Annotated in this window: 22 protein-coding genes and 1 tRNA gene; 14 read left to right on the forward strand and 9 right to left on the reverse strand. The window is 64.6% G+C overall.

What is annotated here, in order from left to right:
• Window positions 1-10: 10 nt before the first annotated feature.
• The 9 genes from AC3FLX_RS15615 to AC3FLX_RS15655 form a co-directional block, all read right to left on the reverse strand.
• On the reverse strand, window positions 11-286 hold the full coding sequence (locus AC3FLX_RS15615; RefSeq protein ID WP_488697966.1) for a DUF3562 domain-containing protein: 276 nt from the start codon (window positions 284-286) through the stop codon (window positions 11-13).
• Window positions 287-389: 103 nt separating this feature from the next.
• Window positions 390-755 carry a response regulator gene (locus AC3FLX_RS15620; protein WP_488697968.1) on the reverse strand — a complete coding sequence of 122 codons (366 nt, stop codon included), beginning with the start codon at window positions 753-755 and terminating at the stop codon, window positions 390-392.
• Window positions 756-777: 22 nt separating this feature from the next.
• Window positions 778-1338 (reverse strand): hypothetical protein, encoded by a 561-nt coding sequence (locus AC3FLX_RS15625; protein WP_488697970.1) that lies wholly within the window; start codon window positions 1336-1338, stop codon window positions 778-780.
• Complete coding sequence (locus AC3FLX_RS15630) at window positions 1335-2054, reverse strand: methyl-accepting chemotaxis protein (RefSeq protein WP_488697972.1); 720 nt, start codon at window positions 2052-2054, stop codon at window positions 1335-1337. The genes AC3FLX_RS15625 and AC3FLX_RS15630 overlap by 4 nt, the downstream gene beginning before the upstream one ends.
• A 55-nt stretch (window positions 2055-2109) precedes the next feature.
• Window positions 2110-4485 carry an ATP-binding protein gene (locus AC3FLX_RS15635; protein ID WP_488697974.1) on the reverse strand — a complete coding sequence of 792 codons (2376 nt, stop codon included), beginning with the start codon at window positions 4483-4485 and terminating at the stop codon, window positions 2110-2112.
• A gap of 323 nt (window positions 4486-4808) precedes the next feature.
• Window positions 4809-4883: transfer RNA gene (locus tag AC3FLX_RS15640), tRNA-Val, on the reverse strand.
• A gap of 137 nt (window positions 4884-5020) precedes the next feature.
• Window positions 5021-5758, reverse strand: coding sequence for a DNA polymerase III subunit epsilon (gene dnaQ / locus AC3FLX_RS15645; RefSeq protein ID WP_488697976.1), 738 nt, complete (start codon window positions 5756-5758; stop codon window positions 5021-5023).
• 32 nt (window positions 5759-5790) lie between these two features.
• Complete coding sequence (gene rnhA, locus AC3FLX_RS15650; RefSeq protein ID WP_488697978.1) at window positions 5791-6228, reverse strand: ribonuclease HI; 438 nt, start codon at window positions 6226-6228, stop codon at window positions 5791-5793.
• A gap of 24 nt (window positions 6229-6252) precedes the next feature.
• Window positions 6253-7053, reverse strand: coding sequence for a class I SAM-dependent methyltransferase (locus tag AC3FLX_RS15655; RefSeq protein ID WP_488697980.1), 801 nt, complete (start codon window positions 7051-7053; stop codon window positions 6253-6255).
• A 10-nt stretch (window positions 7054-7063) separates the two neighbouring features.
• On the opposite strand from AC3FLX_RS15655, the gene gloB reads away from it, so the two are divergent.
• From gloB to carB, 14 genes are all read left to right on the forward strand, one after another.
• Entirely contained in the window at window positions 7064-7864 is an 801-nt protein-coding gene (gene gloB / locus AC3FLX_RS15660) for a hydroxyacylglutathione hydrolase (RefSeq protein ID WP_488697982.1), read from the forward strand.
• Between the two features lie 165 nt (window positions 7865-8029).
• Window positions 8030-9733, forward strand: coding sequence for a transglycosylase SLT domain-containing protein (locus tag AC3FLX_RS15665; RefSeq protein ID WP_488697984.1), 1704 nt, complete (start codon window positions 8030-8032; stop codon window positions 9731-9733).
• Between the two features lie 139 nt (window positions 9734-9872).
• A complete protein-coding gene (locus tag AC3FLX_RS15670) occupies window positions 9873-10832 on the forward strand; it encodes a glycerophosphodiester phosphodiesterase family protein (RefSeq protein ID WP_488697985.1) in 960 nt (319 codons plus the stop codon).
• Window positions 10833-10933: 101 nt separating this feature from the next.
• Window positions 10934-12835, forward strand: a complete 1902-nt coding sequence (locus AC3FLX_RS15675; protein ID WP_488697987.1) for a propionate--CoA ligase — start codon at window positions 10934-10936, stop codon at window positions 12833-12835.
• Between the two features lie 153 nt (window positions 12836-12988).
• On the forward strand, window positions 12989-15364 hold the full coding sequence (locus AC3FLX_RS15680; RefSeq protein ID WP_488697989.1) for a bifunctional salicylyl-CoA 5-hydroxylase/oxidoreductase: 2376 nt from the start codon (window positions 12989-12991) through the stop codon (window positions 15362-15364).
• Window positions 15365-15366: 2 nt separating this feature from the next.
• Window positions 15367-16161: an SDR family NAD(P)-dependent oxidoreductase gene (locus tag AC3FLX_RS15685; protein ID WP_488697991.1), complete on the forward strand. Its 795-nt coding sequence runs from the start codon at window positions 15367-15369 to the stop codon at window positions 16159-16161.
• Between the two features lie 73 nt (window positions 16162-16234).
• Complete coding sequence (locus tag AC3FLX_RS15690; protein WP_488697993.1) at window positions 16235-17086, forward strand: enoyl-CoA hydratase family protein; 852 nt, start codon at window positions 16235-16237, stop codon at window positions 17084-17086.
• A 9-nt stretch (window positions 17087-17095) separates the two neighbouring features.
• Window positions 17096-18268 carry an acyl-CoA dehydrogenase family protein gene (locus AC3FLX_RS15695; RefSeq protein WP_488697995.1) on the forward strand — a complete coding sequence of 391 codons (1173 nt, stop codon included), beginning with the start codon at window positions 17096-17098 and terminating at the stop codon, window positions 18266-18268.
• A gap of 19 nt (window positions 18269-18287) precedes the next feature.
• Window positions 18288-19955, forward strand: coding sequence for an AMP-binding protein (locus AC3FLX_RS15700; protein ID WP_488697997.1), 1668 nt, complete (start codon window positions 18288-18290; stop codon window positions 19953-19955).
• Entirely contained in the window at window positions 19952-20377 is a 426-nt protein-coding gene (locus AC3FLX_RS15705) for an acyl-CoA thioesterase (protein ID WP_488697998.1), read from the forward strand. The genes AC3FLX_RS15700 and AC3FLX_RS15705 overlap by 4 nt, the downstream gene beginning before the upstream one ends.
• A 27-nt stretch (window positions 20378-20404) precedes the next feature.
• Entirely contained in the window at window positions 20405-20818 is a 414-nt protein-coding gene (locus AC3FLX_RS15710; protein ID WP_488698000.1) for a RidA family protein, read from the forward strand.
• A 316-nt stretch (window positions 20819-21134) separates the two neighbouring features.
• Entirely contained in the window at window positions 21135-22283 is a 1149-nt protein-coding gene (gene carA, locus AC3FLX_RS15715) for a glutamine-hydrolyzing carbamoyl-phosphate synthase small subunit (RefSeq protein ID WP_488698002.1), read from the forward strand.
• 48 nt (window positions 22284-22331) lie between these two features.
• Entirely contained in the window at window positions 22332-23006 is a 675-nt protein-coding gene (gene leuE, locus AC3FLX_RS15720) for a leucine efflux protein LeuE (protein ID WP_488698003.1), read from the forward strand.
• A gap of 67 nt (window positions 23007-23073) precedes the next feature.
• On the forward strand, window positions 23074-26322 hold the full coding sequence (carB, locus tag AC3FLX_RS15725) for a carbamoyl-phosphate synthase large subunit (RefSeq protein WP_488698005.1): 3249 nt from the start codon (window positions 23074-23076) through the stop codon (window positions 26320-26322).
• The last annotated feature ends 44 nt before the right edge of the window (window positions 26323-26366 follow it).

The following is a 26366-nucleotide window of genomic DNA, read 5'->3' on the forward strand; positions in this document are numbered from 1 at the left end:
GTCTGGTTGTTTAGTGGTGCATCTGTTTGCCGCGCAGCGCCTGAACAGCCTTGCGTTCCGTCAGCACCAGCAGGTAGTCCGGAAACTTCGCGTCGAGCAGCAGACCGTCCCAGGCGTGCCAGAACTCCCAGCGCACTCGCTCCACGGGCAGTTCCAGTGCCGCGGCGATGCGGGCAATGGCGTCTTCTCCCGCTGCCGGCCTGGCCTTCGGGGCATGGCTGGCTTCCGCCGCAGTGGACTCATCTTGCAGTGGCGGGTTCTGAATAGCTTCTTGCGAGTGATTCATCTGGCATCCCCGGACAGGTCGGCGTGAGGCTATGTTAGTCGCCCCATGCAGGCGCGATCAACATCCGAATGGCTTTGTATCTAATGTTTGGAGAAGCCGGGATTCAGATAGCCAGCTTTTTGAGACCTTCCAGTACCGCGGCGCCCTTGAACGGCTTGACGATCCAGCCCTTGACGCCAGCCGCCTTGCCGCGATCCTTCATGGCCTGGCTGCTTTCGGTGGTCAGCATCACCACGTTGACACTCTTGTTGGCAAGCTCGCTACGAATTTTCTCGACCATCGTCAGGCCGTCCATATTGGGCATGTTCACGTCGCTGATGATGAGCCGGATGCCGGGGTCTGCCTTGAGCCGGGACAGGCCGTCCTTGCCGTCGACGGCGGTCTGCACGTCCAGGCCGTTGCTCCGCAGAAAGGTTGCCACTTCATCGCGCACCGCGCTCGAATCGTCCACTACCAGAATCTTCGCCAATTCATTTCTCCTGCAAGGACATTCAAAACAGTTCCAGTTCACCGTCGCTGGTGTCTTCCTCGACTTCGTGCCCCACTTGGAAGTCGACCGGCACGCGCGTGAACATGCACATCGTCACGCCGACTGCCACCGATGAGCCGATGGCAACGTCGAAGTCGGCACGAAAGTCGGGTTTCAGGCTATCCACGTGCCGCAGGGCGTGTCCTCCCAGCACATAAGGCGTGGACATGCCCAGGTCCGGGAAATGCCGGCCCAGGTCCTGGTTGATCGCTCCGCAACAAAGATTGCCCAGCTCCAGCAATGCGTCGCGCAGATCGTTGGCGTTGCCTCGGGCAAAGTAATCGGCGGTGGCCGCGTCGTCGGGAAAGCGCAGGAACAGCATGTACCGGAACCCCATCGACGAAATTGTGAGCACCACGATGACGTCGTTTGCGGCACCGTCGGGCATGTGCGTGGCCACCTCGGTGATGGAGCATGGGTCGCCGGGTTGCAGTACCAGCCGCGATTGCACGGCGCGATGCAACACGCGAATCAGGCTCTGCCTGGCCTGTGCGCTGATCATGCTGGCGTTTGCCGCGGTCACTGGTAAGCCGCCTCGAACTGTTCGGCCAGCAGGGCGACGCTGGCCAGCGAGGCAGTCACCATCTTGCCGCCGGCCTGGATGTCCTGGAACGTGGCGGTTGTCGTCAGGTCGCTTTGGTGCAGGCTGTCGCCATAACTCTTGGACAGCGCCTCGGATCGCGCCGCCAGCGCGCGCACTTCGCTGGCCACCACGCCAAAGCCCCGGCCCGCGGCACCGGCGCGGGCCGCTTCGATCGAAGCATTGAGCGAGACGATGACTACGTGCCTGACGATGGCCGACAGTTCCATGTTCTGCTCGTGCATGGCGCGGTTACGTGCCATCAGCGAAATCATGTGTTCATGCCAGCGTTCGAACGTCGTCGAGAGGCCGCGCAGCCGCGTGGTCTCCTCGGCGATGCGGCGCGCCTGGTGCAGTGCTTCGGCCTGGAGCCGACGGCTCGTGGCCAGGTCGGCATCTCGCTGTTCCAGCGCTGTGGAGCGCTCGGCGGTCATCGCCTGCATGCGCTGCACCTCGGCCAGCAGGGTTTCCTTTTCCTGCTCGCACGCGTCAATGCGCGCGCCGAGATCGGCATTGTCCTGATGCAGCTGTGCCAGCGCGCTCTCCTGCGCGGCCTGCGCGTGTGCCGTCATGCGTTGCATGCCGTTGCGCCACGCCAGCCATGCCGGTGCCGCGACGATGATCATGCCAAGAAGCGCACCTACCAGATACTCACCCATACTGCGTGTTCCTCATCCAACCTCAACAACTGCACGCGCGATGCGCCTGCAGCGCTCAAAGCGTCATCGATGCCGGTGTTTCAGCCAGCACGGCCACGCTATCCACGGCAAACCGGTCGGGCAGGCTCACGATGGTCTGGAACTGCCGGAACGGTGCGCCAACGTGGTTGTCGGTAAAGCGCAGCTCGATGGTGCCCGCCGAACGGGACAGAAACTCCCGCACTGCGTCCATGCCGACGCCTCGGCCGGAGATCATGGTCACGGCCTCGGCCGTCGAGAATCCGGGGTGGAAGATGAACTGCGCGATCGCGTCGTCGCCGAGCGCGGCGTCGGCGTCGATCCAGCCACGTTCCACGGCCGTCGCGCGAATCTTGTGTAGTGCCAGGCCGCGGCCATCGTCGGTGACGGTGATCTGCAGCGTCTGCTGATCGACTCCGGCTTCGACAACGACGCGGCCCGCGGGAGGCTTGCCGGCGGCCAGTCGTGCCTGCGGTGGTTCGATGCCGTGGTCGATGGCATTGCGAAGCAGATGCGTGAACACGTTTTCCAGCATGCCCGTGACTTCCGCGCGCAGCCTGTAGCCGTTGTCCTGGATGCTGACTTCCGGCGCGGCCTTGCCGAGCTCCGCGGCCAGCGAGGGCAGGGCATCGACTACGGGCGACAGTACCTCGGACAGGCTGGTGGCATCGAGCACGCGCAGGATGCGGTGCACAGCCGCGCGCATCGACAACAGCTCGGCCAGGCTGTCGGTCTTGGCGGCTTCCAGCAGGCGCAGGCTTTCGCGGATGCGGCCCAGTTCGGCATCGGCCAGCCGGGCGGCCTCCAGACCAGATGCCGTGCGACCCTTGCCCTTGCGCCCGAGCTTGTCCTCGTTGATCGTGGAGTAGCGGGCCAGCGTGTCACGTACGCGCGCCACGTCTTTCAGCAGGGCGTCGGGATTCCATTCGTTGGCTTCGCGCTCCAGATTGCGCAGCAGTTCCAGCCGTTGCTCGGCTTCGTGCACGACATCGGTCAGATGCTGGAGCTTGTAAGTGCGCGCATTGCCCTTGATCGTATGCATGTTGCGGAACAGGGCGGCGATGGCTGCGTTGTCCGCTTCGGTGGACTGCCGGATGATGTGCTCGTTCTCGTGCACAAAGCCGTGCGCGGTTTCCATGAACCGATGGAACTTCTCTTCGCTGACCGCCAGGATTTCGCCAATGATCTCCAGGCTGCGGCGCTGTTCGCTGGCCTCGGCCGCGAGTTCGCGCAGCTGCGTCACGTCGCGCACACACAGCATCAGGCGAATGATCGTGTCGGCGTCGTCGGTGATGGCGGACCAGCTCAAGTCCAGCACCTTGACCTGCCCATCGGACAGACGTTTCTCGATCTCCGTCGGCAGCAGGTGCTCGTTGAAGACGAAGTTGATGCCGTCCTGACCCAGGCAGGCGTTGATGGCCGCGTCGGCCTGCGCCAGCGCATCGGCGCCCAGGCCGGTATCGGCGAACACCAGATCCATGAAATTGCGGCCGGCAATGTCTTTCGTCTCGAAGATCTGTTCGAGGTAGGCCGAATACTCGGGATGCACGACGCCGCCTTCGACGGCCGTCAGAATGCCTTGCTGCATGTTCTGCAGAATGGCCTGGATGTCCGTGGTCTTCTGTCGCAGCAGGGAGGCGTTTTCCTGGATGCGCTCGATCATCTGATTGAACGCGACGATCGAGTGGCCAATCTCGTCCATGCGGCCCACCTCGATGCGGCGCGTGAAGTCCTGGCTGGCGGCGATCTCGCTCATGGTCGATTGCATCCGCGTGAGCGGACGGGCGATCTGGCGATGCAGCAGCCAGCCGATCAGCGACAGCAGCACGACGGCGGCGGCGCTGACCAGCCCGATCGTCCCGGCGGCGCTGGCGAGCGTGCTGTTGAGCGCGGCGATGGCGTCGTCTTTCTCGCGATTCTTTTCCACGCGCAGCGTATCGACGATCTTTTCCATCTCGTCGCGATAACGCGCGACGTTGGCAAACAGGAAGGCCTGCGCAATTTCGTCGCGCCCGGCGGCCTTCATCTCGGCGGTTTCGCGGATGGCGTCGAAGTAGTTGGTCAGGCTTTCATCGGCCTGCGCCATCAGCCCTTTCTGGGCGTGGGTGATGGCGTTACCCGCCTGCCTGGCCAGGGCCTCGCGCAGTGCGGTCTGCCTGGCCTTGAGGTCTTCCTGCGCCTGCGCCAGCAGATTGGCGTCGGGCGCATAGACCAGGGTCATGGTGGCCAGCTGAATATCCTTGACCAGGGACACCACATCGGCAGAAGCCAACGCACTGGGCACGACGCCCTCGGTCACCTGTTTCACTTCAGAAGCGCTGGAACGTGTCTGCAGCACGGCGTAGCCACCAATCGCGGCCAACGCCAGACACATCAGGACGATCAGCAGCACAATGCGCTGACGAATGGTCATGGCAAAGCTCCCCGGCATTACTAGTGTCAAGCCCTTCAAGGAAGGGAATTCGCCTCGTTCTATGCGAAGCAATCCATCTGTGGGGAGGATTATGTGAATGGGTGTATGACCTTGGGATGACCGTTGGCTGCTGGGGGTTCCCCTCGGAGGGAGGGGTGGGGTGAGGTGATTTGATGCGGGGGCAGGCAGGGGAGTGTTGTTGCGCGGGGTCGTGTGGCGCGAACTGATGGGGAGAGGGCGCTGGCGCGAAATCGGAGGCCGGTTGAGGGCGGCGTCGGACAAAACAAAAAGCCCAGCATCGCTGCTGGGCTTTTTGATGAATCTGGTGGGTGGTACAGGGATTGAACCTGTGACCCCTGCCGTGTGAAGGCAGTGCTCTACCGCTGAGCTAACCACCCCTTACTGCTTCGTCACCGTTGTTGCTGGTGTCGTGCAGCGGAGAAACGAGATTATGCCGATGGGCCAGTATCTTGTAAAGCCCTTTTTTCAACTTTCTACGAAAAAGTTGCGAAGGCTTCGGCACTGGTCCACTGGCCTATTGCACCGTTGCGTCCGCGGGCACTTCGGATGGCACTTCGATTTTCCAGACGGTCTTGCCGCCGCTGGCCTTGTCCAGCTCCTTGAGCACGACCTCGTGGGCCGAGATTTCCGTCTCGGTGGCCAGCAGGATCGGCAGGGACAGGGCGGACAGGTCGGCCGTGGCGCGGGCCTCGCCGCCGGCGGTGCCGCCGTCGAGCATGTCGATGACCAGCGAGTTCTGGCCGCGTGTCATGGCCAGGTACACCTCGGCCAGCAGCTCGGCATCGAGCAATGCGCCGTGCAGCGTGCGGTGTGCGTTGCTGACGCCCAGGCGGTCGCACAGTGCGTCCAGGGAATTCCGCTTGCCTGGGAACATCTGGCGCGCTTCGCGCAGGGTGTCGATCACGTTTGCCACATGGTCGCGGAACGGGGGCAGGTTGTGGAGCTTGAACTCCATCTCCAGAAAGCCCATGTCGAACGCCGCGTTATGGATGATCAGCTCGGCATCGCGCACGAATTCGCGGATATCGTGCATGACTTCGGCGAACTTCGGCTTGTCGGCCAGGAAGTCGGCGGTCAGGCCGTGGATGGCCACGGCGTCCTCGGGGACGTCGCGCTCCGGGTTGATGTAGAAGTGCAGGTTGCGGCCGGTCAGGCGGCGGTTCACCAGCTCCACGCAGCCAATTTCGATCAGGCGATCGCCGGTGGCGTGGTTCAGGCCGGTGGTTTCGGTATCGAGAACGATCTGTCGCATGGGGCAGGATTGTAATCGCTGGCGATAGGCTTTCAGGAATTGATCGATTCCACGCCGCGATTGGCGAGGCGATCCGCGCGTTCGTTGCCGGGGTGGCCGGCGTGGCCGCGCACCCAGTGCCATTCGATCTCGTGCGGCTGGCGGGCTTCGTCCAGGATTTGCCAGAGGTCGGCATTTTTCACGGGTTTTTTGTCAGCCGTCTTCCAGCCGCGCGCCTTCCAGCCCGTGATCCACTCGCTGATGCCTTTCTGCACGTACTGCGAATCGGTGTAGATCTTGATGACGCAGGGCCGCTTGAGCGCGCGCAGCGCCTCGATCACGGCCATCAGCTCCATGCGGTTGTTGGTGGTGGGGTTCTCCCCGCCGAACAGCTCTTTCTCGTGGCCGCCGGATACCAGCACGGCACCCCAGCCGCCAGGGCCGGGGTTGCCCTTGCAGGCCCCGTCGGAATAAATCGTGACTTCTTGCATGGATGGAATCTGGATGGCCCGGCCTCAATTGCCGGGCGAGTTCTTGTGGTGCTTGCCGTGTGTGCCCGTGGGCGTGGCCACCGGGGCCGACACCGGCGCCAGTGAAGGCTTGGAATTCTTCCAGGCCGGACCCACCAGGCGGATGTTCTTCACGCGCTTGACCGCGGAGATCATATAGACCGAGCCGAAGATCGGCCACCAGCGATCGCCCGCTTTCTCCATGAAGGCGGCGCGCTGCAGCCAGCGGTCGGTGCGGTAGGGCGGGCAATAGCAGCCAAACCGGCCGCGGATGATCTCGAAACCGAGCAGCTTGAGCCAGTCCTTGATCCGCACGAAGCCGATCGTCTGCGCATCGCTGGGCAGGAAGGGCGTGGCACCCAGGCGGTTCAGGCCCTGGCGCGCGCCCCACAGGCTCATTGGATTGAAACAGGTAACGACCACGCGGCCCTCGGGCATCAGCACGCGCGACACCTCGCGCAGCACTTCGTGCGGGTCCTCTGAGAATTCGAGGATGTGGGGCAGCGTGAGCAGGTCGATACTCTGGGTGTCGAACGGCAGCTCGTCGAACCGGCACAGCAGCTGGCGGGCGTCGGGGTGGGTCTCGCGCGGGCCGTGCGGGCCGGCGCGGTTGTCGAGCGCCAGCGCCGAGAACGGCATGCGGTTCTCGCGCAGCGTGTCGATATGGGGCAGCCCTAGCTGCACCGCGTGATAGCCGAAGATGTCCGCTACCGTCCGGTCATATTGCTGGGCTTCCCACTCGAGCATGTACTGCCCGGGTGGCGACGCCAGCCATTCTTCCCAATCTATAATCGGTCGGTTGGACATAGGAGCACGCATGTTGAAAGTGGAGCCGATCCCCGCCTTTCAGGACAACTATATCTGGGCTATCCATGACGGCAAAAGTGCCGCCGTGGTGGACCCAGGCGAGGCCGAGCCGGTCGAGCGCTTTCTGGCGCAACGCGGGCTGGCACTGGGCGCTATTGTAATCACGCATCATCACGGCGATCACCAGGGCGGTGTAACGCACCTGCTGGAAAGCCACCCGACCGGCCCCGACGGCGCGCCGATGCCGGTGATCGGACCCGCCGGCGAACGGATCGGGCATCGTACCCAGGCCGTGCGCGAGGGCGATACCGTGACGCTGGCGCATCCGGCCGCCACCTTCCGCGTGCTGGACGTCCCGGGCCATACCGCCGGTCACGTGGCCTATGTGGGAGACCTGCCCGGCGCCGGCCATGCGGTGTTCTGCGGCGACACCCTGTTCGCCAGCGGCTGCGGGCGGCTGTTCGAGGGTACGCCCGCGCAGATGCTGGCCTCGCTGGACAAGCTGGCCGCCTTGCCGGGCGATACCCGCGTCTACTGTGCCCACGAATACACGCGCAGCAATGTCCGCTTTGCCGAAGCCGTGGAGCCGGCCAACGCCGACCTGTCGGCGTGGTCGGCCCGCGTGGATGCATTGCGCCAGGCGGACACCCCAACGGTGCCGACGACTGTCGCCCATGAGCGCGCCGTCAATCCGTTCCTGCGCTCGCGCGAGCCATCGGTGCGCCATGCCGTGCAGGCCCAGGGCGGCGACGTCAGCAGCGATGCCGCGGCCTTCGGCGCGTTGCGCGGCTGGAAGGACAACTTCCGCTGATCGGCTAATACATTCCAGACGTTTCTGAGCGCGGCCGGCGGCCTTGGCTGCCATCGAAAGTAGCGCAAGATGTCCAAATTGCATCTTCGGGAAAATCTCATTGACGTTCACCGGCCTTTTCCATAGCATCAGGCGAAATTTTTGGCGTCACTTTCAGAGAACTTAATGCGATTTGGTCGATTTCTGGCGGTAGTTGCGTGTGCCGCGCTGCTTGCAGCCTGCGCCAGCACACCCACTCCGCCCGCCGGTGAGATGGCCGGCACGCCGACCGCCCTGGAATCCGGTCCAGCCAAGGACCCGCTCAATACCCTGAACAGCACCGGCCGCGCCGGCTCGCTCTCCCGCGCCAACGTCGTCAATGTCGACCAGTCCAGCGTGGACTGGCTGCGTGGCCCTTCCAACGATATCTGGGACCGCATCCGCAAGGGCTTTGCGATGCCTGATCTGGAAGGCACGCTGGTCGATGACCGCACGCAGTGGTACGCCGCCCGCCCTGACTATATGGAACGGATGGTAGGCCGGTCGAGCCGCTACCTGTACCACATCGTGGAAGAGCTCGAGCGTCGCAAGATGCCTACCGAGCTGGCGCTGCTGCCGTTCGTGGAAAGCGCATTCAATCCCCAGGCGGAATCCACGGCCAAGGCGGCCGGGATGTGGCAGTTCATTCCGAGCACGGGCAAGTCTTATAACCTCAAGCAGAACATGTTCCGCGACGAGCGGCGCGATGTGCTGGCGTCCACCGACGCCGCGCTCGACTATCTGTCGCGGCTCTATGACATGTTCGGCGACTGGCAACTGGCGCTGGCCGCTTACAACTGGGGCGAGGGCGCGGTGTCGCGTGCCATTGCGCGCAACCAGGCGCGCGGGCTGCCGACGGATTACGCCAGCCTGACCATGCCGAACGAGACGCGCTACTACGTGCCGAAGCTGCAGGCGGTGAAGAACATCATCGCCAACCCGGCCGCGTATGGCGTGAAGCTGCCCGAGATTCCGGATCACCCGTACTTTGTGACGGTGACCACGTCGCGCGATATCGACGTGGCGCTGGCCGCCAAGCTGGCCAACATGCCGCTGGACGAATTCAAGGCGTTGAACCCGTCGTTCAACCGGCCGGTGATCCTGGGCGCGGCCAATCCGCAGATCCTGCTGCCTTTCGATAACGCCGAGCGCTTTCAGTACAACCTCAATACCTATCGAGGCGGCCTGTCCACCTGGACGGCCATTTCGGTGGATAGCCGTGAGCGCGTGGAAGCACTGGCCGCGCGGCTCAATGTCGATGCCGACACGCTGCGCGAAATCAATCGCATCCCCAAGGGCATGCGCCTGAAGGCGGGTTCGACGGTCATGATCCCCCGCACCGAGCGCCATGACCAGGATGTCAGCGCTTCGCTGGTGGATACCGCGATGCTGGCCGTGGAACCCGACGTGCCGGATGCCAAGCGCGTGGTGGTCAAGGCGGGCCGCAAGGACACGGTGGTTTCGGTGGCGCGCCGTTATGGCGTGTCTCCGCGGCAGGTGCAGTCGTGGAACAAGCTGTCGGGCAGCAAGCTCGTGGCGGGGCAGAGCCTGGTGCTGATGGTGCGGCCGAACTCGGCAGCCGCCGCGCGCGCCGAGCGTGGCGACGACGGCGACGATACGCCTGCACGCGGTGCCGCGCAGGGCAAGTCGCATGGCAAGACGGTTGCCGCGAAATCGGAGAAGACTTCGAAGTCGACGAAATCCGAAAAGGCCGAGAAGGCCGAACCGCGCAAGCATGTGGTGGTAGAGGCTTCGCCGCGCAAGGGCACGGCCAAGTCCACGAGTAAGCCGGCGCCTGCGGCACCGGCGAAACCAGCCGCCGCCAAGTCCAGCAAGGGTCATTCTCGCTGAACTACGATGTCTCGCCCCGGCCGTATGCCGGGGCGTTTCGTTTGTGGCCTTCCGTTGTGTCTGGCCGTTGACGGGCATCAACGACTGCTTCCACTAAGCATGACAAAAGTGACATCTTTCGCAGGTGTTCATTTTGTCCATGTCTCTTTTCAGAACGCTCTGTGGCCTGCCGCTCGTTGCGGCGTGCCTCGGTGCCGCGTGCGATACCACGCGCAGCGGCGCCGATGCCGCATATCCCGCTCCGAAACTGATCGCGCATCGCGCAGGCACCGCAGACCGGCCGGAAAACACGCTGGCAGCTATCGACGCAGCCCTGGCGCAGCGCGTGGACATGATCTGGCTGTCGGTCCAGCTCAGTGCCGATGGCGAGCCCGTGCTTTACCGGCCCGCGGCGCTCGATGCGTTGACCAACGGCACGGGCAAGGTGGCCGATTGGTCTGCCGCGGCGCTTGCCAAGCTCAACGCGGGATGGAGCTTTGCCGAGAAGGTTGCCGATGGCACCGTGCGATACCCGTATCGCAATCGTCCCGTAGGTATTCCCACGCTGCGTGACGCGCTGCACGCCATTCCTGGCCGCATTCCTGTCGTGCTCGACATGAAGTCGATGCCGGCCGAGCCGCTGACGTTTGCCGTGGCACAGGTACTGACGGCGGAAGATGCCTGGGGCCGCGTGCTGATCTATTCGACCGAGGCCGACTTCCAGCGCACGTTTGCGTCATGGCCGAAGGCACGGCTGTTCGAATCGCGCGATACAACGCGCAACCGGCTGGTAACCGCCACGCTTGGTCAGGCATGTGGCACGCCGCCCCCAACCGGCGCCTGGGCCGGATTCGAGCTGCGTCGCAATGTGGAAGTCGTCGAGCAATTCACGCTCGGCGAAGGGCGCTCTCCCGTCAATGCCGTGTTCTGGACCAAAGCCTCGGTGAACTGCTACCGCGAAAAGACATCGGTCAACCTTGTTGCCTTCGGGATCAACGACCTGGACACCTATTGCAATGCCAAACGGCTGGGACTCGATGCGGTCATGGTAGATTCTCCAGAAAAGATGGCTGGCATCCGTGACCAGGTGGTGCAAAGCCCCGCGCGATGCAACAAGTAGGAGTGCCGGGGCCGAAGTAGTACCCAGGCAGTGCCCATCAGGCCGGCCGATGCCATCCGATACCGCATTCATATTCACACTACAAGCGGAGGAGACACATCATGACGGCAAGCCGTGCGCTGCACGCGCGTTCCCTGTCCGACAAGGCCGGTTTCTGGGCCGAACAGGCCGCGCGGATCGACTGGGAGACACCGTTCGAGCGCGTACTCGACGACAGTAATCCGCCGTTTGCACGCTGGTTCGTCGGCGGGCGCACCAATCTCTGCCACAACGCCATCGACCGCCACCTGGCCGCGCGCGGCGACCAGCGCGCGCTCGTCTATGTGTCGACCGAGACCGACACCGAGCGCGTCTACTCGTATCGTGACCTGCACGACGAAGTGAACCGCATGGCGGCCACGCTGCAGGCGCTGGGTGTGCAGCGCGGTGACCGCGTATTGATCTACATGCCGATGATTCCCGAGGCGATGTTTGCGATGCTGGCTTGCGCGCGCATCGGGGCGGTGCACTCGGTGGTGTTCGGAGGGTTTGCCTCGGTCAGTCTGGCCGCGCGTATCGACGATGCCAGGCCGAAGGTGATTGTCAGCGCCGATGGCGGCTCACGCGCCGGCAAGGTGGTGCCATACAAGCCGCTGCTGGACGAGGCAGTCCGTCTGGCGGGCCATCACCCGGACAAGGTGTTGCTGGTCGACCGGAAGCTGGCCGAAATGCCGCGCACGGCGGGCCGTGACGAGGACTACGCCACCTGGCGCGACAAGATGGCCGGCCAGCAGGTGCCGTGTGTCTGGCTGGAATCGAGCGAGCCGTCCTATGTGCTCTATACCTCGGGTACCACGGGCAAGCCCAAGGGCGTGCAGCGCGACACCGGCGGCTATGCCGTGGCGCTGGCCACCTCGATGGAGTACATCTTCTGCGGCAAACCGGGCGACACCATGTTCACGGCGTCGGACGTCGGCTGGGTCGTCGGGCACAGCTATATCGTCTACGCGCCGTTGCTGGCCGGCATGACGACGGTCATGTACGAAGGCACGCCGATCCGTCCTGATGGCGGCATCCTCTGGCGGATCGTGGAAAAACACGGCGTCAACATCATGTTCAGCGCGCCTACGGCCATTCGCGTGCTCAAGAAGCAGGATCCCGCGCTGCTCAAGCGCAATGACCTGTCCAGTCTGCGGCTGTTGTTCCTGGCTGGCGAGCCGCTGGACGAACCCACCGCGCGCTGGATTCAGGACGGCATTGGCAAGCCAGTCGTCGACAACTACTGGCAGACCGAGTCGGGCTGGCCGATCATCGCGATCCAGCGCGGTGTTGAGCCGTTGCCCGCCAAGCTCGGCTCGCCTGGCGTGCCGGCCTATGGCTATGACCTGCGCATCGTCGACGAGGTGACTGGCGAGGAATGCCAGCCCAATCAAAAGGGTGTGGTCGCCATCGACTATCCATTGCCGCCCGGCTGCATGACCACGATCTGGGGCGACGATGACCGGTTTGTGCGCACCTACTGGTCGTCGGTGCCAAGCCGGCGATGCTATTCGACCTTCGACTGGGGCGTGCGGGACGAGGATGGCTATGTTTTCATCCTCGGCCGCACGGACGATGTGATCAACGTGGCGGGGCACCGGCTTGGCACGCGCGAGATCGAAGAGAGTCTTTCGTCCCATTCGGGCGTGGCCGAGGTGGCCGTGGTTGGCGTGCAGGATGCGCTGAAAGGGCAGGTGGCGCTGGGCTTCTGCATCGCTCGTGATGCCAGCCGCACCGGAACCGATGCGGATCGCCTGGCCTTCGAGGGCGAGTTGATGAAGACCGTGGAGCAGCAGCTGGGGGCCGTGGCGCGCCCGTCGCGCGTGTTTTTTGTCAACGCGCTGCCCAAGACCCGCTCCGGAAAATTGCTGCGGCGCGCGATTCAGGCCGTGGCGGAAGGGCGCGATCCGGGCGATCTGACGACGATCGAGGACCCGACCGCACTCGAACAGGTCAAGTCCGCACTTTCCGGCGCGTCCAGCTAGAGTAAAGAGGGTTCCGGTGGCGTGTGCGGCGCCGGAACCCTGAAATTCCTCTTGCAACCGATCAGCATGCGGCCTAATATTTTAAGCATAAAATATTTAACCCTGATGTAGAGACCGCCAGTTCACTGCTGGCGGCGTGCAGGAGATCGACAGATGCGTGTGCTCTGTATTGGTGGTGGCCCGGCCGGACTGTATTTCGGCCTGCTGATGAAGCTGCAGGACCCGGCCAACGAGGTAATCGTGGTCGAGCGCAACCGGCCCTATGACACGTTTGGCTGGGGCGTCGTGTTCTCCGATGCCACGCTCGAGAACCTGAAGCAGGCTGACCCCGTCAGCGCGGCCGAGATCAACGAGGCCTTCAACCACTGGGACGATATCGATATCCATATCGGCGGCCGGACCATCCGCTCCGGGGGCCACGGATTCATCGGCATCGGCCGCAAGCGCCTGCTCAACATCCTGCAGGCGCGTTGCGAGGCGCTTGGTGTAAAGCTGGTTTTCGAGACCGATGTCAGCGACGACCAGGCCCTGGCGCAGCAGTACAACGCCGACCTGGTGATTGCGTCCGACGGCATCAACAGCCGCATCCGCGCGCGATATGCGGCGTCGTTCGCGCCCGATATCGACACGCGCCAGTGCCGCTTTGTCTGGCTCGGCACGCGCAAGCTGTTCGATGCGTTCACGTTTGCATTCGAGAAGACCGAACACGGCTGGTTCCAGGCTCATGCATACCGCTTTGACGACGACACATCGACGTTCATCGTGGAAGTCCCCGAGCCGGTCTGGCGCGCCGCCGGCATCGAACAGATGAGCCAGGAGGAGGGCGTGGCGTATTGCGAAAAACTCTTTGCGCGCCACCTCGACGGCCACAAGCTCATCAGCAATGCCACGCACTTGCGCGGCTCGGCCAGCTGGATCCGCTTCCCGCGCGTGATCTGCCACCGCTGGGTGCATTGGAACACGCTGGCTGACGGGCGCCGCGTGCCCGTGGTGCTGATGGGCGATGCCGCCCACACCGCCCATTTCTCGATTGGATCGGGCACCAAGCTCGCGCTGGAAGACGCCATCGACCTGGCTAACGAAATCGGCACCCACCGCGCTGCCGGTATCGACGGCCTGCCCGAGGCGCTGACCCGCTACGAAGCCACGCGCAGCGTGGAAGTGCTGAAGATCCAGAACGCCGCGCGCAACTCCACCGAATGGTTCGAGAACGTCGACCGCTACGCGGGCATGGCGCCGGAGCAGTTCGCCTACTCGCTGCTGACGCGCTCGCAGCGGATTTCGCACGAAAACCTGCGGGTGCGAGACGCGGGCTATGTCGATGGATTCGAGCAATGGCTGGCCGCGCAGGCGGGCGTGCCGCCGGAGACGCTCAAGCTGCGCGCCGCTGCCGGCGACGCGGGTCTGCCGCCGATGTTCACGCCGTTCACGGTACGTGGCGTGACACTGAAGAACCGTGTGATCGTCAGCCCAATGGCGATGTATTCGTCGGTCGATGGCGTGCCGGGCGACTTCCACCTGGTGCATCTTGGCTCGCGCGCAATGGGCGGGGCTGGCATGGTGGTGGCCGAGATGACCTGCGTGTCGCCGGATGCCCGCATCACGCCGGGATGCCCGGGTTTGTGGAACGATGCGCAACGCGATGCGTGGCGGCGCATTGTCGACTTCGTGCACGCGAATAGCGATGCGAAGATCGCCATGCAGCTGGGCCATGCCGGACGCAAGGGTTCCACGCAACTGGGCTGGGAGAAGATGGACTACCCGCTCGCCGATGGTAACTGGCCGCTGGAGTCGGCGTCGGCGCTGCCTTACATGCCCGGCATCTCGCAGGTGCCGCGCGAGATGACGCGCGCCGACATGGCTCGCGTGCGCGACGACTTCGCCGCCAATGCGCGCCGCGCCGCGGAAGCCGGCTTCGACTGGCTGGAGCTGCATTGCGCGCATGGCTACCTGCTGTCGAGCTTCATTTCGCCGCTGACCAACGTCCGGACCGACGAATACGGCGGATCACTGGACAACCGCCTGCGCTTTCCGCTCGAAGTATTCGCCGCCGTACGCGCGGTGTGGCCGCAGGACAAGCCGATGTCGGTGCGGATTTCCGCCCACGACTGGGTCGACGGCGGTATCACGGCCGACGATGCCGTGAAGATTGCGCGAGCCTTCAAGGCCGCCGGCGCGGACATGATCGATTGCTCGTCCGGCCAGGTCAGCCCCGATCAGGCGCCGGTCTACGGCCGGATGTACCAGACGCCGTTCGCGGACCGCATCCGCAACGAGGCCGGCATTCCGACGATTGCCGTCGGCGCCATCTTCGAAGCGGACCACGTCGACAGCATCGTGGCGGCGGGCCGTGCCGACCTGTGCGCGATTGCCCGACCGCATCTGGCCGATCCGGCCTGGACGCTGCACGAGGCGGCACGGCTCGGCTTCCGCGACGTGACGTGGCCGAAGCAGTACGTGGCCGGCAAGCGGCAGTTGGAAACCAATCTTGCGCGCGCGGCATCGTACGCGCAGCAGCCGGGAAAGTGATCATGACACTGTCTCTGCAGGGCCGGCATGCGCTGGTGACCGGCGGCGGACGCGGAATTGGCGCCGCAATTGCGCGCCGACTGCTTGAGGAAGGCGCCAGCGTGACACTGGTGGGCCGCCACTGCGCGGCGCTCGATGCCGCGATGCAGACGCTGGAGCCGTTGGCCGTGGATGGCGCGGCGCTGGGCGCGGCGGCGGCCGACATCACCGATGCCGATGCCGTGGCTGCCGCGTTTGCGCAAGCCACCGAGGAACGCGGCCCGGTCACGCTGCTGATCAACAACGCGGGGCAGGCGCACAGTGCGCCGTTCGGCAAGACCGATCTGGCGCTGTGGCAACGCATGCTCGATGTGAATCTCACGGGCACCTTCCTGTGCACGCAGGCAGCGTTGCCGGCGATGCTGGAGCAGGGCTGGGGACGCATCGTCAATGTGGCGAGCACCGCGGGCCTGATCGGCTATGGCTATGTCAGCGCCTACTGCGCGGCCAAGCACGGCGTGATCGGCCTGACCCGCGCGCTGGCGCTGGAACTGGCGACCAAGGGCATCACGGTCAACGCCGTGTGCCCCGGCTATACCGAAACCGATATCGTGCGCGACGCGGTGGCCAACATCGCCGGCAAGACCGGCCGCACCGAGGAGCAGGCACGCGCCGAACTGGCCGCGCGCAACCCGCAGAAGCGGCTGGTGCAGCCCGACGAGGTAGCCGACGCCGTGGCGTGGCTGTGCCGCCCATCGGCATCCGCGATCACGGGGCAGGCTGTGCCAGTGGCGGGCGGCGAGGTGATGGCGGGTTGAAGTACCGACTGTTTGCTCCGCTCTCCCGCCAGGTGGGAGAGGGGAGAACACACACACTGGAGCGAGACAAGCAATGACCGAAATTGCACTGGACATGCGCCACCACAAGCGCGCATTCGCCAACTACCAGCCGAAGCACTTCCTGTGGTCGGTATCGCCCGACGGCAAGGTGGCCACGATCACGCTGAACCGGCCCGAGCGCAAGAATCCGCTGACGTTCGATTCCTACGCGGAACTGCGCGACCTGTTCCGCGCGCTGTGCTATGCCACGGACATCAAGACCGTGGTGATAACCGGCGCGGGCGGCAACTACTGCTCCGGCGGCGACGTGCACGAAATCATCGGCCCGCTGACGCGCATGACGATGCCGGAGCTGCTCGACTTCACGCGCATGACCGGTGACCTGGTCAAGGCGATGCGCGCCTGCCCGCAGCCGATTATCAGCGCGATCGACGGAATCTGCGCCGGAGCGGGCGCGATGATGGCGCTGGCATCGGACATGCGGCTTGGCACGGCGCAAGCCAAGACGGCGTTCCTGTTCGTGCGCGTGGGCCTGGCCGGCGCCGACATGGGCGCATGCACGCTGCTGCCGCGCATGATCGGACAAGGGCGCGCAAGCGAGTTGCTCTATACGGGCCGGTCGATGAGCGGCGAGGAAGGGCTGCAGTGGGGCTTCTTCAATGCGCTGCATGCGTCGGACGCGGTGCTGGCTCAGGCCCAGGCACTTGCCGCGCAGATCGCGGCGGGACCCACCTTCGCGCACGGCGTGACAAAGAAGCTGCTGCACCAGGAATGGAACATGGGTGTGGATGAAGCCATCGAGGCCGAAGCCGAGGCACAGGCCATCTGCATGCAGACCCGCGACTTCCGGCGTGCGTACGACGCATTCGTGGCAAAGCAGAAGCCAGTGTTCGAAGGCGATTGAGGAGCGGGCATGAGCGACAAGACCTATATCGACCTGCCGTTCTTCGACGACGCGCATCGCCAGCTTGAACGCGAGCTCGATGCGTGGTGCGGTGAGCACCTGCGCGACATCGATCACCACGATGCCGACGCCGCGTGCCGCGCGCTGGTTCGCCAGCTTGGTCAGGCCGGCTGGCTGCGCTACTGCGTGCCGGCGGCGTTCGGCGGTGCCTTGCCCGCGCTGGATTCGCGCGCACTGTGTCTGCTGCGCGAAACGCTGGCGCGTCACGACGGATTGGCCGACTTTGCGTTCGCAATGCAGGGCCTTGGGTCCGGCGCCATCACGCTGGCCGGCAGCGACGCGGTGCGCGAGCGCTACCTGCCGCGCGTGGCAAAGGGCGAGGCAATCGCCGCCTTCGCGCTTTCCGAGCCCGATGCGGGCTCCGATGTAGCGGCGATGCAATGCAGCGCCAGACTGTCCGACGATGGCAGTCACTATGTGCTGGATGGCGCCAAGACCTGGATCTCGAACGGTGGCATTGCGGACTTCTACTGTGTGTTCGCGCGCACCGGCGAGGCGCCGGGAGCGCGTGGCATTACGGCCTTCGTGGTCGATGCCGATACGCCGGGCCTGACGATTGCCGAGCGCATCGACGTCATCGCGCCGCATCCGCTGGCCACGCTGCGCTTTGACAATTGCCGCGTGCCCGTGGGGAATCGTCTGGGCGAAGCCGGGCAGGGCTTCAAGGTGGCGATGATGACGCTGGACATCTTCCGCGCATCGGTGGCCGCGGCCGCGCTCGGCTTTGGCCGTGCGGCGCTGGACGATGCGCTCGCGCGCGCCACGTCGCGCCCGATGTTCGGCGGCGTGCTGGCGGACCTGCAACTGACGCAGGCGGCGATCGGCGACATGGCGACTGCCATCGATTCCGCCGCGCTGCTGACCTATCGCGCTGCGTGGCTGCGCGATGTGCGCCAGCAGCGCACCACACGCGAGGCGGCGATGGCCAAGATGGTGGCCACCGAAAACGCCCAGCAGGTGATCGACCGGGCGGTGCAGATCTTTGGCGGCCTGGGTGTCAAGGTGGGCACGCGCGTGGAAAGCCTGTATCGGGAAATCCGCTCGCTGCGCATCTACGAAGGCGCCACCGAAGTGCAGAAGCTGATCATCGCGCGCGAGACACTCGCCGCGCGCCAGGTCTAAATCGAATCAGGAGACAAGCATGGTCGCCCCCAACGTCGCCACGTCTCACGTCGACACCTTTGCGCAAGACCGGCTGCCGCCGCTGAAGGCCTGGCCGGTATTCCAGTTCAATGACGATACGCGCTATCCCGCGCGGCTCAACGCGGCCGTGGAGCTGGTGGACCGCCATGTCTCGGAAGGCAAGGGCAAGCGCGTGGCGGTGCGCCATGAACGCGATGGCCGTATCGAGACGGTGACGTACGCGCAGCTGGCGGCGCTGGTCAATCGCATCGCCCATGTGCTGGTGGAAGACATGGGGCTGGTGCCGGGCAATCGCGTGCTGTTGCGCGGGCCGAACAACCTGATGATGGCGGCAAGCTGGCTGGCGACGGTCAAGGCCGGGCTGATCGCGGTACCGACGATGCCGCTGCTGCGCGCGAAGGAACTGCGCCAGATCATCGACAAGGCGCAGGTGACGGCGGCGCTGTGCGATGCGCGCCTGCGCGACGAACTGGAAGCGAACCGGCGCGCGGACGGCGAGCATTATTGCCCGACGCTGGCAACGGTGCGGTATTTCAACGGCACGGGTGACGATGCGCTGGAAACCGCGATGGATAGCAAGCCGGAGACGTTCACGGCGTGCGACACCGCCACCGATGACATCTGCGTAATTGCATTCACCAGCGGCACCACTGGCCAGCCGAAGGGCACCATGCATTTTCATCGCGACGTGCTGGCGATGTGCGACCTGTTCCCGCGTCACGTGCTGAAGCCGACGCCGGACGACGTCTTCTGCGGCACGCCGCCCCTGGCGTTCACGTTCGGGCTCGGCGGCATGCTGTGCTTTCCGCTGCGGATAGGCGCCAGCACGGCGCTGGCCGAGAAACTCACGCCCGAAACCCTGCTGAAGCTGATTCAGGATCATCGTGCGACCGTGGTGTTCACGGCACCGACGTTCTATCGGCAGATGGCCGCGCTGGCCCCTGGCTTCGATCTCAAGAGCCTGAGGGAGAGCGTATCGGCTGGCGAGGCACTGCCCGATGCCACGCGCCAGGCCTGGAAGGCTGCCACCGGCATCGAGATGACCGACGGGCTTGGTGGCACCGAAATGATGCATATCTTCATTTCCAGTGCGGGAAGCGATGTGCGGCCCGGCGCGGTCGGGCGCGTGGTGCCCGGCTACGAAGCACGCATCGTCGACGACAACATGCAGCCGGTGCCGCCTGGCACCGTGGGCAAGCTGGCGGTGCGCGGCCCCACGGGCTGCCGCTATCTCGACGACTCTCGCCAGGAAGTCTACGTGCGCGACGGCTGGAACCTGCCGGGCGACACCTTCATGGCCGATGAGGACGGCTACTACTTCTACCAGGCGCGCTCCGACGACATGATCATTTCCGCCGGCTACAACATCGCCGGACCGGAAGTGGAGGGAACGCTGATGAAGCACGAATTCGTCGCCGAATGCGGCGTGGTCGGCGCGACCGATGCCGAGCGTGGCCAGGTGGTGACGGCCTACGTGGTGCTGCGGCCCGGCGTGGATGCCGGTGATGCGACACGCACCGTCCTGCAGGACTATTGCAAGCGCGAGATCGCGCCCTACAAGTACCCGCGCCGCATCGAGTTCGTGGCGGCGCTGCCGCGTACGGAAACAGGCAAGTTGCAGCGCTTCAGGCTTCGGCAGCTTGCCAACGAGGACGCGCAGCCATGAGTGAGGTGTTCCGCAATCACGTGCGCATCCGCTTCAAGCATTGTGACGCGGCCGGCATCGTCTTCTATCCGCGCTACTTCGAGATGCTGAACGACTTCATCGAGGACTGGTTTGCCGACGGACTCGACTGGCCGTTCGATGCGATGCACGGGGCGGGGCACGCCGGTATTCCCACGGCCGAGCTGCAGTGCCGCTTCGAGGCGCCGAGCCGCCTGGGCGAATTACTGACCCGCGAGCTGCGCGTCACGCACATCGGCCGCAGCAGTTTTGCCGTGGAGATCCGCTTTGCCGGCCCCGACAACGGCACGCGGATGGCCATCACCCAGCGGCTGGTCTGCGTCGACACGCGATCGATGACGCCGCAGCCGCTGCCGGACAACGTTCGTACCGCAATGGGCCGCTATCTGGCGTCCGCTGCATAAATTCATAGCGCATAGAGAGCAGACATCATGCTGAAGACTTTGCAACCGCCCGACTGGGCACCGCCGAAGGGCTACGCCAACGGCATCATGGCCGAGATGCAGGTGGGCAGCCGGCTGATCTTCGTGGGCGGCCAGATCGGCTGGAACGGCCAGTGCGAATTCGAGACCGACGACTTCGCGCTGCAGGTGGCGCAGGCGCTGCGCAATATCGTGGCCGTGCTGGAGCAGGGCGGGGCACGCCCCGAGCACATCGCGCGCATGACCTGGTATGTGAAGGAAAAGGCCGAATACGTCGGCGCGTACAAGGCCATCGGCCAGCACTATCGCGACATCATCGGCCGGCATTTTCCGGCGATGACCGCCGTCGAAGTGGCCGATTTGGTGGAGCCGCGCGCCAAGGTCGAAATCGAGGTGACGGCCGTTGTGCCGCCCGTTATCTGAGTTACGGAAAACTGACCGTGCGGCTTAATGACCATCCGATGTCAGGTAAGCCGCACGCCTTCGCTGTCCATCGTAAGTTATTGAATAGTTGAGAAATTGGGTGCGGCGGGATATAATTCGAAAGTTTCGCTTTCAGAACCCTTCACCCTAGCGCCTACCGTATTCCACCTTCCGCCGCCCCGATTGCGCGCCTTTTTCGTGCACCGCACTAAAGTGACGAAAAGAGCATGCGCCAGCCGGTCCTTCGCAGGGCCGCCCAGGGGGCACGAGGCGTTGAGCAGGTCGGTCACGGGGTGAGTCCAGCAGGAGCCTACCCGTGTTACCGTCTTTTCCGTCCGCCATCCTCGCGCTTGCAGACGGCACGGTCTTTCGTGGCTATTCCATCGGCGCTTCCGGCCATACGATCGGCGAAGTGGTGTTCAACACCGCCATCACCGGTTATCAGGAAATCCTCACCGACCCGAGCTATTCGCGGCAGATCGTCACGCTGACGTATCCGCATATCGGCAATTACGGCGTCAATCCTGAGGATGTAGAAGCCACGAAAGTCCATGCCGCCGGCCTGATCATCAAGGATCTGCCGCTTCTGGCCTCCAATTTCCGCAAGGAACACACGCTCGCCCATTACCTGAAGCAGGAAAAGGTCGTGGCGATCGCCGGTATCGATACCCGCAAGCTGACCCGTATCCTCCGCGAGAAGGGCGCGCAGAACGGTTGCATTCTTGCCGGTGAAGATAACGTCCAGAAGGCCATCGACCTGGCGCGCTCGTTCCCTGGCCTGGCCGGCATGGACCTGGCCAAGGTCGTCTCCGTCAAGGAGCCGTACGAGTGGACCCAGACCGAATGGAAGCTGGGCGAAGGCTATGGCAAGCAGGACAAGCCGCAATTCCACGTCGTGGCCTATGACTACGGCGTGAAGTTCAACATCCTGCGCATGCTGGCCGAGCGTGGCTGCAAGGTGACGGTGCTGCCGGCGCAAGCCAGCGCGGCCGACGCCCTGGCGCTGAATCCGGACGGCATCTTCCTGTCCAACGGCCCTGGCGACCCCGAGCCGTGCGACTACGCGATCGCTGCCACGCGCGAGTTCATCGCCCGCGGCATCCCGACGTTCGGCATCTGCCTGGGCCACCAGATCATGGCGCTGGCCGTGGGCGCGAAGACGCTCAAGATGAGCACGGGCCACCACGGCGCGAACCATCCGGTCAAGGATCACGACGACGGCCGCGTGGTCATCACGTCGCAGAACCACGGTTTCGCGGTGGATGCCTCCACGCTGCCGGCCAATGCGCGCGTCACGCACACGTCGCTGTTCGACGGCACGCTGCAAGGCTTCGCGCTGACCGACAAGCCCGCATTCTGCTTCCAGGGCCACCCGGAAGCGTCGCCCGGTCCGCATGACATCGCGTACCTGTTCGACCGCTTCACGAAGCTGATGCAGGACGCCCGCGCCAAGGCTGCCGCCTGACGCGACGAGCGCAACGAGAGACCTGAACAGGACGAAACAGGATCGCCCATGACGGAATTCATGCACGCCAGCTTCGGTATCACGGACTTCTGGACCTATGTGCTCGGCACGATTTTCATCGTGCTGCTGCCGGGGCCGAATTCCATGTATGTGCTGTCGGTGGCCGCGCAGCGTGGTGTGCGCGCCGGCTACAAGGGCGCGTGCGGAGTGTTCCTGGGCGACGCGATCCTGATGGTGCTGTCGGCCGCGGGCGTGGCGTCGCTGCTCAAGGCCAGTCCGGCGCTGTTCCACGTGGTCAAGTACGTGGGCGCGGCCTACCTGGCGTGGATCGGCTTCCAGATGCTGCGCGGCGCGCTGCGTAACTGGGCCAAGCCGTCGGATGCCACCGCGCAGGCTGCCGCCGTAGCGGTGGACCGCTCGGCGAACCCGTTCACCAAGGCACTCGTGATCAGCCTGCTGAATCCGAAGGCCATCCTGTTCTTCATCTCGTTCTTCATCCAGTTCGTGGATCCGCAGTTCGCGTATCCGGCGCTGTCGTTCGTGGCGCTGGGCCTGGTCTGCCAGATCTGCAGCTTTGCGTACCTGACCACGATCATTTTCGTGGGCGCGAAGCTGGCCGATGCGTTCCGCCGCCGTCGGCGCCTGTCCGCAGGCATGTCGAGCGGAGTCGGCGCGATGTTCATCGGCTTCGGTGCCAAGCTGGCTACTGCCACCCTGGGCTGACGGTCAAAACCTGATATCCGGCACGGCCCGCGCAGAACTGCGGGCCGGCCAATAAAGAGAGCGTGCAATGCCAAAGCGCACAGACATCAAAAGCATCCTAATCATCGGCGCGGGCCCGATCATCATCGGCCAGGCGTGCGAGTTCGACTACTCCGGCGCACAGGCCTGCAAGGCGCTGCGCGAAGAGGGCTTCAAGGTCATCCTGGTCAACTCGAACCCGGCGACCATCATGACGGACCCGAACACGGCCGACGTGACCTACATCGAGCCCATCACGTGGGAAGTGGTCGAGCGCATCATCGACAAGGAACGTCCTGACGCGATCCTGCCGACGATGGGCGGCCAGACCGCGCTGAACTGCGCGCTGGATCTGCATCGCCACGGCGTGCTGGACAAGTACAAGGTTGAGCTGATCGGCGCATCGCCGGAAGCCATCGACAAGGCCGAGGACCGTCAGAAGTTCAAGGACGCGATGACCAAGATCGGTCTCGGTTCGGCCAAGTCGGGCATCGCCCATTCGATGGACGAAGCCGTGGCCGTGCAGTCGCGCATCGCGCAGGATACCGGCACCGCCGGCTACCCGATCGTGATCCGCCCGTCGTTCACGCTGGGCGGCACCGGCGGCGGCATTGCCTACAACCGCGAAGAGTTCGAAGAGATCTGCAAGCGCGGCCTGGACCTGTCGCCCACGCGCGAGCTGCTGATCGAAGAATCGCTGCTCGGCTGGAAGGAATACGAGATGGAAGTCGTCCGCGACAAGGCGGACAACTGCATCATCATCTGCTCGATCGAAAACCTGGACCCGATGGGTATCCACACCGGCGACTCGATCACGGTGGCCCCGGCCCAGACGCTGACCGACAAGGAATACCAGATCCTGCGTAACGCGTCGCTGGCCGTGCTGCGCGAGATCGGCGTCGATACCGGCGGTTCGAACGTGCAGTTCTCGATCAATCCGAAGGACGGCCGGATGATCGTGATCGAAATGAACCCGCGTGTGTCGCGTTCGTCGGCACTGGCCTCGAAGGCCACGGGCTTCCCGATCGCCAAGGTCGCGGCCAAGCTGGCCGTGGGCTACACGCTGGACGAGCTCAAGAATGAAATCACCGGCGGCCAGACCCCGGCGTCGTTCGAGCCGTCGATCGACTACGTGGTCACCAAGGTGCCGCGTTTCGCGTTCGAGAAGTTCCCGGCAGCCGATAGCCACCTGACCACGCAGATGAAGTCGGTGGGCGAGGTGATGGCGATGGGCCGTACGTTCCAGGAATCGTTCCAGAAGGCGCTGCGCGGCCTGGAAGTGGGCGTGGACGGTCTGGACGAAAAGTCGACCGACCGCGACGAAGTGATCGAGGAAATCGGAGAAGCCGGCCCGGACCGTATCTGGTACGTGGGCGATGCATTCCGCCTGGGCATGTCGCTGGAAGAGGTCTACGCCGAGACCGATATCGATCCGTGGTTCCTGGCCCAGATCGAGGACATCGTCAAGACCGAAGGCCTGGTGCGTAACCGCACGCTGGACACCCTGTCGGCGGTTGAACTGCGCTTCCTGAAGCAGAAGGGTTTCTCGGACCGCCGCCTGGCTCGTCTGCTGAAGACCGATGCCAAGAGCGTGCGCGAGGCGCGCCTGGCGCAGAACGTGCGCCCGGTGTACAAGCGCGTGGACACCTGCGCGGCCGAGTTCGCCACCAACACCGCGTACATGTACGGCACGTACGAAGCCGAGCATGGCGAGTGCGAGGCGGACCCGACCAACAACAAGAAGATCATGGTGCTGGGCGGTGGCCCGAACCGGATCGGCCAGGGTATCGAGTTCGACTACTGCTGCGTGCATGCCGCGCTGGCACTGCGCGAAGACGGGTACGAGACCATCATGGTCAACTGCAACCCGGAAACCGTGTCGACCGACTATGACACGTCCGACCGCCTGTACTTCGAGCCGCTGACGCTGGAAGACGTGCTGGAAATCGTCGACAAGGAAAAGCCGGTTGGCGTGATCGTCCAGTACGGCGGCCAGACGCCGCTGAAGCTGGCGCTGGACCTGGAAGCCAACGGCGTGCCCATCATCGGCACGAGCCCGGACATGATCGACGCCGCGGAAGATCGCGAGCGCTTCCAGAAGCTGCTGCAGGAGCTGGGCCTGCGCCAGCCGCCGAACCGCACCGCGCGTGCCGAGGACGAAGCCCTGCGTCTGGCCGAGGAAATCGGTTATCCGCTGGTGGTGCGTCCGTCGTACGTGCTGGGTGGCCGCGCGATGGAAATCGTGCACGAGCCGCGCGACCTGGAGCGCTACATGCGCGAGGCCGTGAAGGTATCGAACGACTCGCCGGTGCTGCTGGACCGCTTCCTGAACGATGCGATTGAATGCGATGTGGACGCCCTGTGCGACGGCCAGCGCGTGTTCATCGGCGGCGTGATGGAACACATCGAGCAGGCTGGCGTGCACTCGGGCGACTCGGCGTGCTCGCTGCCGCCGTACTCGCTGGCGCAAGCCACCGTCGACGAACTGAAGCGCCAGACCGCCGCGATGGCCAAGGCGCTGAACGTGGTCGGCCTGATGAACGTGCAGTTCGCCATCCAGCAGAAGGGCGGCGAGGATGTCGTCTACGTGCTGGAAGTGAACCCGCGCGCGTCGCGTACCGTGCCGTACGTGTCGAAGGCTACCGGCCTGTCGCTGGCCAAGATCGCCGCGCGCTGCATGGCCGGCCAGTCGCTGGATTCGCAAGGTATTGGCGCGGAAGTCGTGCCACCTTACTTCAGCGTCAAGGAAGCCGTGTTCCCGTTCAACAAGTTCCCGGGCGTGGATCCGGTCCTCGGACCTGAAATGCGTTCCACCGGTGAAGTGATGGGCGTGGGCAAGGTGTTCGGCGAAGCGCTGTTCAAGAGCCAGCTGGCCGCCGGTTCGCGTCTGCCCGAGAAGGGCACCGTGCTGATCACGGTCAAGGATAGCGACAAGCCGCGCGCCGTGACCGTGGCACGCATGCTGCACGACATGGGCTACCCGATCGTCGCCACGCGCGGCACGGCGTCGGCCATCGAGGCAGCCGGCATCCCGGTCCGGGTGGTCAACAAGGTCAAGGATGGCCGTCCGCACATCGTGGATATGATCAAGAACGGCGAACTGGCCCTGGTCTTCACGACGGTGGATGAAACGCGCACGGCAATTGCCGACTCGCGCTCGATCCGTATCGCCGCGCTGGCCAACCGCGTGCCGTACTACACGACCATCGCCGGCGCCAATGCCGCGGTGGAAGGCCTGAAGCACATGCAGAGCCTGGAGGTCTACGACCTGCAAGGCCTGCACAAGCAACTGGCCTGACGTCCCGCCCGATGCTGCGCCGCGGAAGATGCTTCCACGGCGCG

Source organism: Cupriavidus sp. 291-E7 (assembly GCF_057798835.1).